The organism is Nocardia sp. NPDC049935 (genome assembly GCF_055586645.1).
Genome location: NZ_JBVJHV010000001.1, coordinates 674,763 through 689,275, shown reverse-complemented (window position 1 = coordinate 689,275; position 14,513 = coordinate 674,763). Strand labels below are relative to the sequence as shown.

16 protein-coding genes are annotated in these 14,513 nt (G+C 71.2%); 7 read left to right on the top strand and 9 right to left on the bottom strand.

Annotated elements, in window-relative coordinates:
- Positions 1-157: 157 nt before the first annotated feature.
- Positions 158-1,261, top strand: a complete 1,104-nt coding sequence (locus ACZ6SF_RS03235) for a hypothetical protein (RefSeq protein ID WP_466061323.1) — start codon at positions 158-160, stop codon at positions 1,259-1,261.
- Here the strand turns inward: ACZ6SF_RS03235 and ACZ6SF_RS03230 are convergent.
- Both ACZ6SF_RS03230 and ACZ6SF_RS03225 read right to left on the bottom strand, forming a co-directional pair.
- A complete protein-coding gene (locus tag ACZ6SF_RS03230; RefSeq protein WP_466060320.1) occupies positions 1,255-1,410 on the bottom strand; it encodes a DUF6131 family protein in 156 nt (51 codons plus the stop codon). The two genes, ACZ6SF_RS03235 and ACZ6SF_RS03230, sit on opposite strands and share 7 nt — an antisense overlap.
- 49 nt (positions 1,411-1,459) lie before the next feature.
- The gene (locus ACZ6SF_RS03225; protein WP_466060318.1) at positions 1,460-1,870 is read right to left on the bottom strand and encodes a hypothetical protein; all 411 of its coding nucleotides are present in this window, start codon (positions 1,868-1,870) and stop codon (positions 1,460-1,462) included.
- A gap of 239 nt (positions 1,871-2,109) precedes the next feature.
- On the opposite strand from ACZ6SF_RS03225, the gene ACZ6SF_RS03220 reads away from it, so the two are divergent.
- Together ACZ6SF_RS03220 and ACZ6SF_RS03215 are read left to right on the top strand one after the other, a co-directional pair.
- Entirely contained in the window at positions 2,110-2,880 is a 771-nt protein-coding gene (locus ACZ6SF_RS03220) for an SDR family NAD(P)-dependent oxidoreductase (RefSeq protein WP_466060316.1), read from the top strand.
- Between the two features lie 36 nt (positions 2,881-2,916).
- The gene (locus tag ACZ6SF_RS03215; protein WP_466061322.1) at positions 2,917-3,744 is read left to right on the top strand and encodes an enoyl-CoA hydratase/isomerase family protein; all 828 of its coding nucleotides are present in this window, start codon (positions 2,917-2,919) and stop codon (positions 3,742-3,744) included.
- Between the two features lie 21 nt (positions 3,745-3,765).
- Here ACZ6SF_RS03215 and ACZ6SF_RS03210 read toward each other — a convergent pair whose 3' ends face one another.
- Positions 3,766-4,299 carry an ester cyclase gene (locus ACZ6SF_RS03210; protein WP_466060314.1) on the bottom strand — a complete coding sequence of 178 codons (534 nt, stop codon included), beginning with the start codon at positions 4,297-4,299 and terminating at the stop codon, positions 3,766-3,768.
- 92 nt (positions 4,300-4,391) lie between these two features.
- On the opposite strand from ACZ6SF_RS03210, the gene ACZ6SF_RS03205 reads away from it, so the two are divergent.
- Together ACZ6SF_RS03205 and ACZ6SF_RS03200 are read left to right on the top strand one after the other, a co-directional pair.
- Positions 4,392-5,681, top strand: coding sequence for a hypothetical protein (locus ACZ6SF_RS03205; protein WP_466060308.1), 1,290 nt, complete (start codon positions 4,392-4,394; stop codon positions 5,679-5,681).
- Positions 5,678-6,613 carry a hypothetical protein gene (locus tag ACZ6SF_RS03200; RefSeq protein WP_466060306.1) on the top strand — a complete coding sequence of 312 codons (936 nt, stop codon included), beginning with the start codon at positions 5,678-5,680 and terminating at the stop codon, positions 6,611-6,613. The genes ACZ6SF_RS03205 and ACZ6SF_RS03200 overlap by 4 nt, the downstream gene beginning before the upstream one ends.
- An 11-nt stretch (positions 6,614-6,624) precedes the next feature.
- Here the strand turns inward: ACZ6SF_RS03200 and ACZ6SF_RS03195 are convergent, their stop codons facing one another.
- The 4 genes from ACZ6SF_RS03195 to ACZ6SF_RS03180 are packed head-to-tail and all read right to left on the bottom strand — an operon-like array spanning position 6,625 to position 10,408.
- The gene (locus tag ACZ6SF_RS03195) at positions 6,625-7,977 is read right to left on the bottom strand and encodes a hypothetical protein (RefSeq protein ID WP_466060304.1); all 1,353 of its coding nucleotides are present in this window, start codon (positions 7,975-7,977) and stop codon (positions 6,625-6,627) included.
- The gene (locus ACZ6SF_RS03190; protein ID WP_466060302.1) at positions 7,974-8,381 is read right to left on the bottom strand and encodes a hypothetical protein; all 408 of its coding nucleotides are present in this window, start codon (positions 8,379-8,381) and stop codon (positions 7,974-7,976) included. The genes ACZ6SF_RS03195 and ACZ6SF_RS03190 overlap by 4 nt, the downstream gene beginning before the upstream one ends.
- 3 nt (positions 8,382-8,384) lie before the next feature.
- Positions 8,385-8,576 (bottom strand): hypothetical protein, encoded by a 192-nt coding sequence (locus ACZ6SF_RS03185; RefSeq protein WP_466060300.1) that lies wholly within the window; start codon positions 8,574-8,576, stop codon positions 8,385-8,387.
- On the bottom strand, positions 8,573-10,408 hold the full coding sequence (locus ACZ6SF_RS03180; RefSeq protein WP_466061321.1) for a hypothetical protein: 1,836 nt from the start codon (positions 10,406-10,408) through the stop codon (positions 8,573-8,575). Before ACZ6SF_RS03180 ends, ACZ6SF_RS03185 begins: the two co-directional genes overlap by 4 nt.
- A gap of 179 nt (positions 10,409-10,587) precedes the next feature.
- Here ACZ6SF_RS03180 and ACZ6SF_RS03175 point away from each other — a divergent pair, with 179 nt between their 5' ends.
- Positions 10,588-11,136 carry a GNAT family N-acetyltransferase gene (locus tag ACZ6SF_RS03175; protein WP_466060298.1) on the top strand — a complete coding sequence of 183 codons (549 nt, stop codon included), beginning with the start codon at positions 10,588-10,590 and terminating at the stop codon, positions 11,134-11,136.
- 75 nt (positions 11,137-11,211) lie between these two features.
- On the opposite strand, the gene ACZ6SF_RS03170 is transcribed toward ACZ6SF_RS03175, so the two are convergent.
- On the bottom strand, positions 11,212-12,075 hold the full coding sequence (locus ACZ6SF_RS03170; protein ID WP_466060296.1) for a hypothetical protein: 864 nt from the start codon (positions 12,073-12,075) through the stop codon (positions 11,212-11,214).
- A gap of 174 nt (positions 12,076-12,249) precedes the next feature.
- Positions 12,250-13,101, bottom strand: a complete 852-nt coding sequence (locus ACZ6SF_RS03165) for a hypothetical protein (RefSeq protein ID WP_466060294.1) — start codon at positions 13,099-13,101, stop codon at positions 12,250-12,252.
- Between the two features lie 84 nt (positions 13,102-13,185).
- Here ACZ6SF_RS03165 and ACZ6SF_RS03160 point away from each other — a divergent pair, with 84 nt between their 5' ends.
- Positions 13,186-14,490, top strand: a complete 1,305-nt coding sequence (locus ACZ6SF_RS03160; RefSeq protein WP_466060293.1) for an APC family permease — start codon at positions 13,186-13,188, stop codon at positions 14,488-14,490.
- The last annotated feature ends 23 nt before the right edge of the window (positions 14,491-14,513 follow it).

Sequence of the window (14,513 nt, the reverse complement as noted above, 5' to 3'; positions counted from 1 at the left end):
GAACGCGGGTCCCCAACACGACCGCGGGCGCCGGTCGCGTGATCCGGCCCGCCCGCCGCGCGTTGCCGGAGATTCACCCGGCCCCGGGGTTATCGTCGCCTTCCGGGCCCGGTGGGCGCGTCGGCAACGAGGTGGTGGGAGGAGCGGCGTGAGCGCGATGCCCGGGATCCGCGGCACCCGGCGGCCCACTCGCGTCATACGCAACGCCTACGGCAGTTCGGCCGCGGAAACCTTCCTGGTCATCGCGATCACGACCATCCTGGTGACCCGGGCCTATCTGGCCGCCACCGGCTACCCCCAGGTCGGGCGGGGCTCACTGCATATCGCGCACGCCCTGTACGGCGGAGCGGCCATGATGGTGGCGTTGCTGCTCGGCTGGTTGCTGCTCGGTACCACCGCCCGGGCGGTGGCCGTGGTGATCGGCGGTATCGGGTTCGGGCTGTTCCTCGACGAGGTCGGCAAATTCGTCACCGCGGACAACGACTACTTCTACGGCCCCTCGGCCGAGATCATGTATGTCCTGGTGCTGCTGATCCTGGTCGCCAACCGGCTGGTCCGGGTGCTGCGGGCGCCCACGGTGGACGAGTATCTCGCCAACGCGGCCGCGGTCGCGGCGACCGGGATGTCGGGCGGGCTGCCCGCGCATCGGCGGGCCGCGGCGCACGCGATGCTCGTCCGGGCCGAAGAGGGCGGCGCCGATCCGACGGCCGTGCGGGGTATCCGGTTGCTCCTGGACGCGGCCGGCCACCGGGCCGACCGGCTGTATTCGATGCAGCAGTTCCTGCCCCGGCTCGTTCCCGGATTCCTGCGCAGTCCGCGGTGGGTGCCGGTGATCGGCTGGTCGCTGGTGCTGGCCTCCGCGGCGGGAGTGGTCACCGGGATCATCGCGCTCGCTACCGGCGGACTCGCGCTGAAGACCTCCGATACGACTCTGGATATCCAGCGAATGGGGATCGCCGAGCTGATCCTTTTCGTCAGCGCCTGCCTGACCTTCCTGATCGCGACGCCGTCCATGATCCGCTATCGCGGGGACGGGCCGCTGTGGCCGCTGCAGACCTTGCGTACCGCGGCCCTGATCTTCACCGTTCTCAACGCCTTCGCCGATTTCGCGACCGAGGGTTTCGGCGCCCTGATCTCGGTCGCGGCCGGCCTGTTCGCGATGGCGGTGCTGTCCTACCGGATCACCGTCCGGACCGCCGAACCGACGGCGCCGGCGGACGACTCGGAAGTCGTCCGCCGGCGCCGGGACCGGGGTCAGTAATAGTGTCGGCGGCTACCGACCGGGCGGCCGACGGAGCCGGCGATCGCGAGCACCGCGCCGACGAGCAGCAGGATGATGCCGACGGTGGTGAGCAGCCCGATATTGAGCAGGTAGCCGACGATGAGCAGAACGAGTCCGAGAACGATCATGATCAGGTCTTTCTGTGCTGAAGCGGTGTGGTGGAGAGCGCGAGCGAGGCTATTCGGCCGCGGCCCCGCGCTTGCCCGGTTTGGGCAGGAAACGGTTCACCGACCAGGTCGGTGTGGTGGCCGTGGTGGCCGGGGATTTCTTCGACGAATCCCGCGTCTTGGCGAGATCCTTGTGTGCCGCGGCGGTCTCACGACGGGACTGCCGCAGTTCCCGGCGGGTCGCCAGCCCGGTGCGGGTGGACCGGATGGCGCCGGCCGCCACCATGCCCGCACCCAGGCCGCCGATCACACCGATCACGATGCCGATCAGGAACAGTTCACCGGTGGTTCCGGAGAACTGGTAGTCGAATACCGAGAAATCACTGGTCAGCTTGTTGGTATCGCTGGTGTTGGCCGCGACTCCGGCCACTCCGGCGGCGAGTGCCGCGACGGCGAGGACAAGCCCTAGAACGATGATCATGGCAATTCCCATGTGTCGAGAAACAGTGTGCGTCCGGCATTCCCGGGATTCGGCATGTCAAACACACGCGTGTCGAACCGCTGTGGCAGCGGGCCCCGCCGCGGCCGCACCGGCCGGTCGCACTCCGCCGGTGGACCCCGGCGCCGCCCGGATTGGTACAACTTGGCTGCGGCCCCGTGGCGCGGGCCGCGTGGTTTCCGGATGCGGGCGACGCGGCCCGCGGATCGAGAGGTTGGCCAGTGAACACCGAAACCTTCCAGACGTTGTTCGACCTGAGCGGACGGACGGCGGTGATCACCGGGGGCACCCGCGGGATCGGGCTCGCGATCGCCGAGGGGTTCGCATGCGCCGGCGCGAACGTGGTGGTGGCCAGCCGCAAACCCGAGGCCTGCGAGTCGGCCGCGGCCCGGTTGCGGGACCTCGGCGCCGAGGCGATCGGCGTCCCCACTCATCTCGGCGATGTGGCGGCGCTCTCGGCGCTGGTGCAGACCGCGGCCGATACCTTCGGCGGGATCGACATCCTGGTCAACAATGCCGCCAACGCGCTGGCACAGCCGCTGGGCGCTATGGACCCCGAGGCGGTGCGCAAATCGTTCGGGGTCAACGTGGAGGGCCCGCTGTTCCTGGTCCAGGCCGCGCTGCCCTATCTGCGGGCGAGCGCACACGCGGCGGTACTCAACTTCGGTTCGGTCGCGGCCATGCAGTTCGCACCCGCGCTGTCGATGTACGCGGCGGGTAAAGCGGCGTTGCTGTCGTTCACCCGGTCCATGGCCGCCGAATTCGCCGCCGACGGGATCCGGGTGAACGCCATGGCTCCCGGCGCGGTGAACACCGATATGGTCCGGAAGAACCCACCGGAGTTCATCGAGGCCATGGCCGGAGCCGCGCTGCTGGGCCGGATCGCCGAACCCGACGAGATGGTGGGCGCCGCGCTGCTGCTCTGTTCGGACGCGGGCAGTTTCATCACCGGGCAGACGTTCCTGATCGACGGCGGCACCGTCGCCCGCTGAGATCACCACCCCGGAAAGGAGACGACAGTGTCGGAATTGACCGTGGAACACCTGCCCTCGGGTGTCACCGTGCTGACGATCGACCGCCCGCACCGGCGCAACGCTCTCGACAACCAGACCGTCGCCGAATTGCATACGGCCCTCGACGAGATCAACGGCAACCCCGAGATCCGCGCGGTGGTGGTCACCGGCGCGGGCGCGGGATTCTGTGCCGGCGCCGACCTCAGGGCCGACCCGGAGGACTTCACCGCCACCGGCGCCACCCCCACCGCCGCGCTGCTGGATTCGGTGCGCTCACCGGTGGCCCGGATCTACGCCTCCCAGGAGCTGATGGCCTCGGCCTTCGAGAAGATCCACCGGTTACGTCAGCCGGTGATCGCCGCGGTGAACGGCGCGGCGGTCGGCGGCGGGTTCGCGTTGGCCCTGGCCTGCGATATCCGGTTCGCGGCGGCGGAGGCGACCTTCGGCGCGGTGTTCATCCGGCACGGGATCTCGGCCTGCGATATGGGCACCAGCTACCACCTGCCCCGGCTGGTCGGCGCGTCACGGTCGGCCGAGCTGCTGCTCACCGGCCGGGTCTTCGATGCCGCGGAGGCCGAGCGGATCGGGCTGGTCCTCGAGGTGACCGGCGGCGACACCCTGGTCGAGCGGGCCGTGGCCAAAGGCGAGGAGATCGCCGCGCATTCCCCGCTCGCGGTGTGGATGACCAAGGAGACGATGTGGCAGACGGTGGACGCCCCGAGTCTGCGCCACGCCCTCGATATCGAGAACCGGACCCAGGTGATGTGCAGCGCGACCGGTGAACTCGGCGCCTCGTTCGCCGCGTTCCGGGACGGCACCGCCACCACCTGGGGTCCGCTGTGAGCCGCGTTCCGGGGTAGCCCGTCAGCGCGGGGTGTCCGGCGCGGCGCGGCGGGCGGCGCGCAGCGCCCGCCACATCCGGAACAGGTACGGCGGGGTCGGCGGTACCCAGCCCAGTTGCTGGGCGTTGCCGAGGTCGTCACGGTTGGCCCAGTGCTCGATGACGGTGCCGTCGGCGATACGGAACCAATGGGTCTGCGTGACGGCGAACGACCGGCCCGTGGACGGGAAGGCCTGCGCCGGGCGGCCGGCCGCGTCGTAGACGACGAAGGTGGCGACCTGGCGTCCGGACATGGTGGTGTGGGCGGCGACGAGGTCGCCGGACGCGACCACCTCGTGGACCTCCCAGCGCAGATCGGCGTAGGTCGCCCGGAGCCAGACCGCGGTGGCGTGGAATCCGGCCGGTCCGGGCGCCCGGCAGGCGGGCGGTTCGGCCTGCGCTTCGCGGTTGCGCGCGTCGGGATGGACCACCGTCTCGAAATCGGCGAGGGATCCCTCGGACATGACCCGGAGTGCGCGCACCGCGATTTCCGCCGGCTCGGATGGGGTGGGTTTCATGACAATCCTCATGTGTCGGACAAGACCCGGCTGTTCCCGATCATTGTCCGCGCCGGTGTGTTAGAAAGTGCGCGAACGGCAAGGAGACGGGTGTGTCACGTCCATATCGGCTCATCGTCTGGGGCCCCGGCGACATGGGCGGGCGAGCCCTGCGTACGGCCCTGGAATCACCACGGTTCGAGGTCGTCGGTGTGAAGGTCTTCAGCCCGCACAAGCACGGCCGGGATATCGGCGAACTGGCCGGACTGGCGCCGGTGGGCGTGACCGCCACGACCTCCACCGCGCAGATACTCGCCCTCGACGCCGACTGCGTGATCCACACACCCACCACCCCGGCCCTCGTACAGGGCGTCGACGCCGACGTCGTCGCACTCCTCGAATCGGGAAAGAACGTCGTATCGGCGGCCTCCTACCACAATCCGGCGGCGAACACCTGGCTGTCGGCCGCGCGCCCGCCTCTGGACGTGCTGCGCACGGTCTCGCGGATGAAGGTCACCGGGGACGCCTTCGGCGGCGGCCTGCGGCGGGGGCTGGCCGCGCTCCGGGCGGGGATGCGGATCGTCGATTCCCCGCTGCTGAGACCACTGCGACCCGGACTGCAGCTGCTGGCCGGGCCGGTGGTCGACCGGGTACTCCCGCGCCGGCAGCTCGGCAGCCGGCTGCAGGCGGCCTGTCTGGCCGGGGGTGTCTCGCTGCACGGCACCGGCCTGCATCCGGGCCTCATGGTGGAACAGCTCCTGCTGCGGCTGGCGGGGCTGCTCGACGAGGTCCGCGAGGTCCGGTTCCTCGAAGTCGGTGATCTGTCCCCCGCACCCGACGGGATGTGGGGCGGGCTGTCGAGCCTGGGCTTCGGTATGCCGCTGGGTGCGGTGGATTCCGACCACGCCATCGCCCTGATGCAGCATTTCTATTTCGACGCCGTCCTGGGCAATGTGGCGCATACGCTCTTCGGCGCCGCTCCGGACGACGTGCGGGTCGAACGACAGGTCTATCCGGTCCCGGCCCGGGTGCGGGTCACCGCCGGCGGCACGGTGGTGGAACCCGGCACGGTCGGCGCGATCCATATGACCTACCGTGGCTACCTCGGTGACCGGCTGTTCATGACCAACGAGGAGTGCTGGCATGTCGGCAGCGGCAATGCCCATCTGGGGCCGGACCATCCACGCAGTGCCTCCGGTGGGCATGTGATAACCATCGACGGAAGTCCCGGGGGTATCGAGATGCGTAACGAATTGGACGACACCACCGACGACAACGACTGGTCGGCCGTGACGGATATCTCGGTCGCCGCCATGCTGAGCGTGATTCCGGAGTTGTGCGCGGCACCGCCCGGCGTGGTGATGCCGGATCTGAGTCCTCACTATCGTCTGGAGTCCGAATGAGTTCACCCGCTCTCGCCGTCGCGGTGCTGGGGGGCGGCCTCCTCGCCGAACGGATCGCCGAACGGATCGGCGCGCGACCCGGTCTCGAGGTGACCGCCTGCACTCCGGCGTCGCAGGCCCCGCCCTCGGGAACCGAATGTGTGGTCTACGTACCGGCTTTCGCCGAGATCACCGGAGCCGCGCCGGATATCGTTCTCCCGCAACTACTGCGCGACGGATTCGATGTCGTCTCCACCGCTCCGCTGGACGACCATGTGGCCCCCGCCGAACTCGTGGACGCCTGCCACGCCGGCGAATCGACGTTTCACGCCACGGGGGCGTTCCAGTCGACCATTCCGGCCCGGATGTTGCGCTCCCTGGCGGAGGTGACCCGCGATATCCGCCGTGTCGAACTGGTGGAGGAACTCGATTTCGGCACCTCGGGCGTCTATCCGTGGGATACGGTGCGCGATATCGGGATCGGGACCACCGAGACCGCTACCGCCACTGCCGCGGCGGCGGTCGTGGACGGGTACTACGCCGCCGGGCTGCGTGTCCTCGACGACGCGGTCTTCGCAGGGGCGGCCGGTGCCACGACCACGCACCGGTCGGAAGTGGAGGTGGTCACCGACGCCGACGGTGCCGTCGAAAAGGTCATCGTGGAAAGAGATCTCGGGCCCACCCTGAGCTACCGGTCCATCTGGTCGGCGCCGGGCGCGGACCGCGCACCGCTGCGCTATCAGCTCGTGACGACCACCGGGACCGCGCGCGGCACCGCGAACGTCCGGTTCCGGTTCACCGAGGGACTGCATCCCGCCGATCATCTGACCTGCGTGAACGTCGTGGAGGCGCTGCGCCCGATTCACGCGCACGGCCCCGGGATCGCCCGCCGGGACCTGTCGATCACCCACCTGGTGCCCGACGACCGGGTCGCGGTCGGCGGCTCGGGCTGATCCGGCCCGGGTCAGGCGTCGAACAGCAGGTACAGGCCGGTGAAGGTGAACCCCACCATCAGCAGCATGAGCGCGAGCTGCCCGGTCAGACGGTGCGCGGGCGGCAGCAGCCGCAGGCACCGGTCGTGGGCGGCCGCGACCGCGAGAATATGGCCGAGAACCACCGCCAGGACCTTCACGGTGCCCAGCAGCCCGGGATGCGTGGACAGGACGTAGGCGACGTCCCGGCCGCCGAGCCCGAACAGATTCCAGCCGGCCCCGAACGGGTCCGCGAACAGGATCACGGTCGCCTGCCCCTTCTCCACCAGGAAGGTGAGGTAGTGGGCGACGACGTATCCGGCGACGATGGGTGTCAGCGTATACGCCAGCCGGGTGGGCAACAGTGTCCGTTCGGCCCGCGGCAGGCCGCCCGTGGCCGCGGCCGCGAGATGGAAGCTCACCCCGACGACCGCGACGAAGACCAGCAAACCGGCTGTACTCACCAGGGTGCGGCCCGCGGCGCTTCCGGCCGCGGCGAGGAGATCGCGCCACCACGGGAACATCGAGAAGCTGTCGAACGCGGTGGAACCCAGCAGCGTCGCGGCGACCGCCACCGAGCCGCGTCCCACCGGGGTCCCCGCGAGATTCGCCAGCGGCGAGCGCAGGACGAGCGCCCCGGCCGCGTCGCGGCCCAGCGGGCTGAGCCGGCCCAGCAGACTGCTGTACACCTCCAGCGGGTCGGCGTGCTCGGCCCAGGCGGTGCCGTAGACGAGCAGGCCGGTGAGGGTGACGGTCAGGTAACCGAGCAGCCAGACCGTCACCGCGAGCACCGAACCCGGTTCGGGGGAGGCCAGTTCCAGCCAGACGAAGCTGAACAATCCGAGCGCGGCGGGCCACCGGCCCCAGGACCGCGGATAGGGCCGGCGGCCGGCCACGGGCGACCGGCCCTGGATCCGGCACAGCAGCCGGTGCAGGGCCCGCGCCGGCGACAGCACTTTCCACACCGGCACGGCGATCAGGGAGGCGACCATGACGCCCACCCAGAGGAACACGTAGACGACGCCCGGTACCGGATTGCGGGCCGGATCGGCGGGCCCGAACACGCCGACGGCCAGGACGAATCCGAACCCGGTGACGCCCGCGACCGCGAGCGCGGCCCGGACCACCGGGGAATCGGCCGTCGCGCGGACCGCCGGCGGCAGCGCGATTCCCGCCGAATCCGGATCCAGTCGCGGTTCCCGCCAGGCGAACGCGATCACGGCGAAGGAGAAGGCCAGCGCCCATGCCGCACCGATCAATGCGTAGGTCAGCGGGATCGGCAGATCACTCGCGCCGCCGAGCCCGTGGGCGAGCAGTGTTGTTCGCCCCTGGGCGAGCAGTGTCATTCGCGAACGAGCACGGTCGCCACCGTGCGCTCGGCGTGATGCAGTTCGATATCCACCCGGCCCGGAATGTCGACGGTGAACCGGAACCGCTGATCGTCACCCGGGGTGACGGCGAAGGTGTGGTCGGGATGGGCGTGCACATGCAGTTCGTCGGCGGTATCGCTGGTGACCAGCACTTCGATGGGCTGACCGACCCGGGCCTCGAGCCGCTCGTCGACCGGGGTCACGGTGCCCCCGGCGATCCGCACGTCGATACGCAATGATTCCGCGGTCTGTGAATTCTCCGCGGCTACCGGCTGCTCGCCGGACTTCTCGTCCGCCGCGGCGCAGCCGGCGCCCAGCAGGGCGGCGGCGAGGAGTGGCAGGCAGAGGCGGGTCAGGGGCGACCGGGTCAGGGAGGACATCGATCAATTCTCCTTGTCGGTACCGGATTCGGCATCCGGCTCCTCGATCGGCTCGTGCTCGTCACCGCGGCGGCGATCGCGGACCGCGATGACGATCACGACACCGGCGATGAGGAACGCCGGGAGGAAGGCGGGAACCGCCAGCAGGATCGAGTGGTCGGCGAGGATGTCCACACCGTCGTATCGATCGGTCATGGCACCGGCGCCCGTTCCCTTTCCGCGGCGGGCGCGCGGTGCGGGTATCGGTCGTTGATCCGGGCGGCGCCCCAGGACAGTGCCGCGATCAGGATCAGGCTGCAGGCCAGCACCACCAGCGACGCCGCGGCGAACAGCCAGGCCGGGTGGTCGAAGGACCGCTCCCGCTGCAGCACGGTGATCTCGGCGACGAACGGGCGGGTGAAGCTCTCCAGCGCCGGGACCTCCTCCGCGCCGATTCCCGGGTCGGCGGCCATGAAGATCGGCAGCGCGGTCTGCGTCCGGCCGTCCTGGATGCGCAGCACGGTCTTCCAGGAACCGTGTACGGGAACGGGTTTCGTGGTGACGTAGTGTCCCGGCCCGGCCCGGCGCAGCTGATCCACCACCAGACCGCGGCCGGGGCTGTCGCTGCCGACGCCGCCCTGCCAGGCCAGGATCTGGATCCATTCGGGGTCGTCGCCGACCAGGTCGTCCGGGGTGAGCCGGATATCGGCGTGCACCATCCGGCCGCCCTGTTCACCGGCCTCGGTCAGCGCCACAGTGGCGCGGGCGTCCTGGGGAACCGAGATCATCAGGCCGTTGGCGGTCGCCGCCGCCACGACCACCACCGCGGCCGCGACCAGGGTCCGGCGTACCGGCGGCCGGGGCAGGGGTTCGCCGCGCAGGACCGTGGCCAGCATCGCGCCGATCACACCGCCGGCGATACCGGTCGGGATCGCCATCGCCAGCAGTTCCGGCCACATCGATGCGGGCCACGGATCGACGAACATCGCGCCGACCCAGAGCGATTCGAGCCACAGCCCGGCAGTCGCCGCCGCCAGGCCGGTGCCCGCGCCCCACAGGATCCGCCGGTCGGTGGGCAGCAGCGCGAGCAGTTCCACCACCACCGCGATACCGAGGTAGAGCGGGAAGACGTTCCGGGGCGCGTCGATGATCGGACCGCCGACCAGTACGGCGACCACCGTGCGCACCACCGCGGCGAACACCACGACGACGAGCGTGCCGCCCGCGCCCAGCGTCAGGCGGGCGGCGACCAGCGTGATCGAGGCCGCCGCCACGATGAGCATCGGCTGCAGTACCAGCCGGAACTGCTCCACCCCGAAATCGAATTCGACCTGGAACACCGACAGCCCGATGAGCAGACCGCCGAAGGCGAACGCGCGCAGCAACCACATGCGCCGGGTTTCCGGACGGTCCGGATCGGGCCGGTTGTGGCTGCCCTCGAACTCCAGCAGCAGCACCCCGACCAGGGACAGTCCGGCGCCGCCGATCAGCATCAGATGGGTCGGGCCCCAGAGCGTGACGTCCTGGCCGAAGATCCGGTGCCAGACATCGTCGAGCGGGAACCCGATGAGCGCGTAGAGCCCGGCGCCGGCCAGCAGGATACCGCCGACCGGGGCGTACCAGGTGCGGGTGATCCGCACGGCCGCCGCGCCGGGCTTCTCGTCCAAGGGCAGCACGATCGCCGACATCCCCGCCGTGAACAGGAAGAAGAGCCCGGCGAGGATGAAATAGTGCGCCGGATTGGCCAGCGGGCCCTCGTCGCGGCCGTTGCCGATATGCAGGCTGACGTCCCAGATGAAGCCGAGCAGCGCGGTCAGGATGGTGGCCAGGAACATCGCCAGCGGCAGCGCCACCCAGCCGGGCCGGTTGAAGATCCGGCCCAGCCGGTCGGCCAGGCGCTGCAGCCAGGTGATCCGCCGGGTGCGGTGCAGATATCCGATCCACAGCAGCACCAGGGCGATGAGCCCGGCGGACCCGGACATGATCGCGACCTGATCCCAGGCGGCGCCGCCGCCCTCGCTGCCCGGCGCGGCCGTCCACTCGACCATTTCGTACGTACCCTCCGGCACGGAACCTCCACACTGCTGGCGGGGATATGTGTAACGAAAAGTAGCATGAATCCCGAGGTCCTGGGGACCCCGTTCCCCCGGACCCTCCGGGCTCCCGGCATACCCCGCCCCGGTGAAACCAATCGCCCGGGAAGCGAGGTCTCGGCGATGATGATCGAGTGACAGAACAACCCCGCCCGGCGGCCGATCCGGACCCCCGCTCCCCCGTCCGGACCGCCGGACCGGAGGATATCGAGCGGATCGTCGCGATCCGCGCGAGCGTGGCCGCGGAGGGCCGCTGGATCGGCACGGAGGGCCCGCTGGATACCACCGAGGCCGCCGACCGGCTCCGTGAAGCGCTCGATGACGAGAAATTCGCCGTGTTCGTCGCCGAGACCGACGGCGCGGTGTGTGGCTCCGCCACGGTCCGGTTCACCGGCAGCGGGGTCACCGAATTCGGCATGATGCTGCTCCCGGACCAGCGCGGCCGGGGCCTGGGCGGCGCGCTGCTGGCCCGGGTGATCGACTGGTCCCGCGAGCACGGCGCGCACAAGGTCGCCCTGCAGGTGTGGCCGCACAATGTCCGGGCCCTGGCCCTCTACGCCCGCGCCGGTTTCGAGGTCGAGGGCGTGCTGCGGGCGCATTACCGGCGCCGCAACGGCGAACTCTGGGACGCGGTCGTCATGGGCCTGCCGCTCTCGGACACCGGGAGCCGGCCCGGGACCTGACGGTCACCCGCGCGTTCTGTGCCGTAACCGTTCGGCCCCCGCCGGGCACGCCGGGTCAGCGGCGGCGAACGGCCGTCAGCACCCGCTCCCGGCCGGCAACTCCGCCTCCGGGTCGAAGAAGGTCTCCGGATCCGGCTGATCCGGATCCGGTACCGCGACCGGCGGATTGCTGTAGTTCGGGGCGAGGAAACCCTTGTCGCCGTGTACACAGCCGACCGGATACATGTAGCCCCGGACTTCGCCGTAGTACAGGCCCTGCGATCCCGCGTCGTACTGCGCGTCGTGCACCCAGACGTAATCGGCCTCCCAGCGGTCCACCGCGACGATATCGAGCGGGCCCGTCAGGGTCCGCGGGTCGTCGGCGTCGAAGGCGTAGGCGACCAGGACGTTGGTCTCGATCACCAATTCGCCCTTCGCGTCCACGACGGGCGTCAGCCATCCGGTGACCCGCGGCGCCACCGGCAACAGCCGGAACCCGGGCGCGATCTTGGTCGAGATCCACCAGGTCTCGGCTTCGTTGCCGGGACGCAGCAGCGCACGCGCCTCCGCGGCCTGGTGCGGGGCGAGCAATGCGAGTACCGGTTCGGCGTCGTGGGTTTCGAGAACATGCCGATCCAGCCGCGCCGTGGCGATCAACCGCCGCACCGCCGCCGTGGCGGTCGCGACGTCCTCGGCCGTATACCGTCCCATCCGCACCGCCGGCGGCGCGATGATTCCCGCCTCGCCTTCGGGCCAGTCGACGGCCGGCGTCCCGGCGAAGGGCCGGGACAGGTCCACCGGAGCGTCCACCCGTAAGGCGGGCGGCGGCGCACCGGCCGACGGATCGGGCTCCCCGGAGCCGAATACCGCGTCGGCGGCCGATACCAGCCCGAACACGAGCAGCGGCAGGCCGACCAGGACCACCACCGCGATACTGGTCGCGCGCGGCGAACGCAGCATGCTCCGGATCCGGGCCCCGCGCCGCGGCGGAGGGGCCGGGTGCCGGTCGGGCCCGGTATCGAACGGATGTGGTGACGGTGGACGCATGAAACCCCCGAACAGCGGCGAACCCCTTCTCCCATCATAGGATTCGGGACAGCGGCGGGACACCTGAACGGTCCGGCCGCCCGGGCGTCAACGCAGTCGCCGCCGGGCCCGCTCCCATTCGGTCGTGGCGGCGCGTACGGCGTCGCGGGCGGCCCGGTCGGCCTGCCGGGCGAAGCGGTGCCGATCCTCGGCGGCGGCCAGTTCGTCGCGGAGTTCGCCGATCCGGGATTCGGTGCGGCGCAGATCGTCGGCGGCGGCGCGGGCCCGCTGTTCGGCGGCGTCGAGATCCGCGCGCGCCTGCTCCTCGGCGGCGCGCGACAGCTCGGCCCGCCGGCGCTCCTCGGCCTCCCGGGCCGCCCGATCCGCCTCCCCGGACCCGCCGGCGCGCTTCGTACGCGATTTCCGGCGCGGCGCCGCGGTATCCACCCTTTCCGGCTCGTCCCGCACCACCGTGAGATCCGGGTCCACCGGCCCGAATCCCTCGCAGGTGACCGCCGTCGCCAGCGTCGCGGTCCGCACCCGCTCCGCGACCTCGGGGTCGGCCAGGGCGGCGGTCAGTGTCTCCCCCACCTGACGCAGGACCGCGGCGGAGACCGGATGTCCGCGTTCGGCGGCGACCTCGTCCGCGCGCGCGGTCAGGGCATCGACGACCCGGCGGCGTTGCCGGGTGAGCAGGCGCAGCCGGTCACCGGACAGCTCCCGTTGCGCCGTGCGCAGCTGCTCCCCGAGGCCCAGCAGCGCGTCGACCTCATCGGGCACCGCGCGGACCAGGGCGTTCACCGCCCAGGCCGCCACGGTGGGTTTCCGCAGCGCGCCGATCGCGGCCGCCAGTTCGCGGTCCCCGGCCGTGGTGGCGGCGCGGGCCCGCTCGGTGCGCGCGGCGACGAACTCGCCGGGCGCCAGACCGTAGAGGTCGGCGGCCACCTCACCCAGGCTCATGGTGCCCGAGCGTAATCAGCCGGCGCAGCCACCGGGCGAGCCTCCGAGACCGGGCCCGTGTCGCGGGACCCGCCGCGATGCGCGATGCTGCTTTCGAGACCAACGCCCACCCGGAACGGCAGGGATACGGTGACTGCGGCCGACCACACACACGACCGGTTACCCCGGCGACTGGGGACCGCCGATGCCGTGACCATCGGCCTGGGCGCGATGCTGGGCGCGGGGATCTTCGCCGCGCTCGCCCCGGCGGCGCGCGCGGCCGGGTCCGGCGTGACGATCGCGCTGGCTCTGGCCGCGGCCGTCGCGTACTGCAACGCGCTCTCCTCGGCCCGGCTGGCGGCGCGTTATCCGGAATCGGGTGGCGCCTACCTCTACGGCCGGGAACGCCTCGGTGATTTCTGGGGATTCCTGGCCGGCTGGTCCTTCGTGGTCGGTAAAACCGCGTCGTGTGCCGCGATGGCGCTGACGGCCGGGCTCTACCTGTGGCCGGACTACGCCCGGGCCCTCGGTGTCGCCGCGGTCGCGGTGGTGGCCGGAGTGAACTGTCTCGGGGTCCGGAAATCCCTGGGGGCCACCCGGATCATCGTCGTGGCCGTACTCGCGGTCCTGGCCGTTGTCGTCGCCGTGGCCGTGACCTCGGACCGGCCGGTGGCGGCTCATCCGCCGCCGGGTCCGGATATCTCCGCCGGCGGCGTCCTGCAGGCCGCCGGGCTGCTGTTCTTCGCGTTCGCGGGGTACGCGCGTATCGCGACCCTGGGCGAAGAGGTGCGCGATCCCACCCGGACGATCCGGCGCGCGGTACCGCTGGCGCTGGGGATCGCTCTGATCGTCTACACCACTGTCACCCTCGCCACCCTCGCGGTGCTCGGGCCCGAGGGCACGGCCGCGACCCCGGCCCCGCTGTCGGAGGTGGTGCGGGCGGCGGGTGCGCCGCAGTGGGAGCCGGTGGTACGCGCCGGGGCGGCGCTGGCGGCGCTCGGCTCGCTGCTGGCCCTGATGCTGGGCGTGTCGCGCACCACCCTGGCGATGGCCCGCGACCGGCGGTTACCGCACGCGCTGGCCGCGGTGCATCCCCGGTTCGAGGTGCCGCACCGCGCGGAACTGGCCATCGCCGCGCTGGTGGCGGTACTGGTGGCGACCGCGGATATCCGCGCCGCGATCGGCTTCTCGTCGTTCGGCGTCCTGCTGTATTACGCGATCGCGAACGCGTCCGCCTTCACTCTCACGGTCACCGAGGACCCGCCGCCACGGTTCCTGACGGTGGCGGGCTTCGCGGGCTGTCTCCTGCTGGCCGCGACCCTGCCGCCGGCCTCCGTGATCGGCGGACTGATCGTGGTGGCGGCCGGGGCCGCCGTCTACACGATGCGCGGCGGATCCACCCGCCGCTAGCCCGGCAGGTACCGCCGACGTCA

What these genes read in the sequence shown, in the direction of transcription:
- ACZ6SF_RS03180 (WP_466061321.1), bottom strand. Translation starts at nt 10,408, where the DNA reads ATGGTCGAGTGGACGGCCGCGCCGGGCAGCGAGGGCGGCGGCGCCGCC.
- ACZ6SF_RS03235 (WP_466061323.1), top strand. Translation starts at nt 158, where the DNA reads ATGCCCGGGATCCGCGGCACCCGGCGGCCCACTCGCGTCATACGCAAC.
- ACZ6SF_RS03195 (WP_466060304.1), bottom strand. Translation starts at nt 7,977, where the DNA reads ATGACACTGCTCGCCCAGGGGCGAACAACACTGCTCGCCCACGGGCTC.
- ACZ6SF_RS03165 (WP_466060294.1), bottom strand. Translation starts at nt 13,101, where the DNA reads ATGAGCCTGGGTGAGGTGGCCGCCGACCTCTACGGTCTGGCGCCCGGC.
- ACZ6SF_RS03225 (WP_466060318.1), bottom strand. Translation starts at nt 1,870, where the DNA reads ATGATCATCGTTCTAGGGCTTGTCCTCGCCGTCGCGGCACTCGCCGCC.
- ACZ6SF_RS03190 (WP_466060302.1), bottom strand. Translation starts at nt 8,381, where the DNA reads ATGTCCTCCCTGACCCGGTCGCCCCTGACCCGCCTCTGCCTGCCACTC.
- ACZ6SF_RS03210 (WP_466060314.1), bottom strand. Translation starts at nt 4,299, where the DNA reads ATGAAACCCACCCCATCCGAGCCGGCGGAAATCGCGGTGCGCGCACTC.
- ACZ6SF_RS03230 (WP_466060320.1), bottom strand. Translation starts at nt 1,410, where the DNA reads ATGATCGTTCTCGGACTCGTTCTGCTCATCGTCGGCTACCTGCTCAAT.
- ACZ6SF_RS03160 (WP_466060293.1), top strand. Translation starts at nt 13,186, where the DNA reads ATGCTGCTTTCGAGACCAACGCCCACCCGGAACGGCAGGGATACGGTG.
- ACZ6SF_RS03170 (WP_466060296.1), bottom strand. Translation starts at nt 12,075, where the DNA reads ATGCTGCGTTCGCCGCGCGCGACCAGTATCGCGGTGGTGGTCCTGGTC.
- ACZ6SF_RS03200 (WP_466060306.1), top strand. Translation starts at nt 5,678, where the DNA reads ATGAGTTCACCCGCTCTCGCCGTCGCGGTGCTGGGGGGCGGCCTCCTC.
- ACZ6SF_RS03185 (WP_466060300.1), bottom strand. Translation starts at nt 8,576, where the DNA reads ATGACCGATCGATACGACGGTGTGGACATCCTCGCCGACCACTCGATC.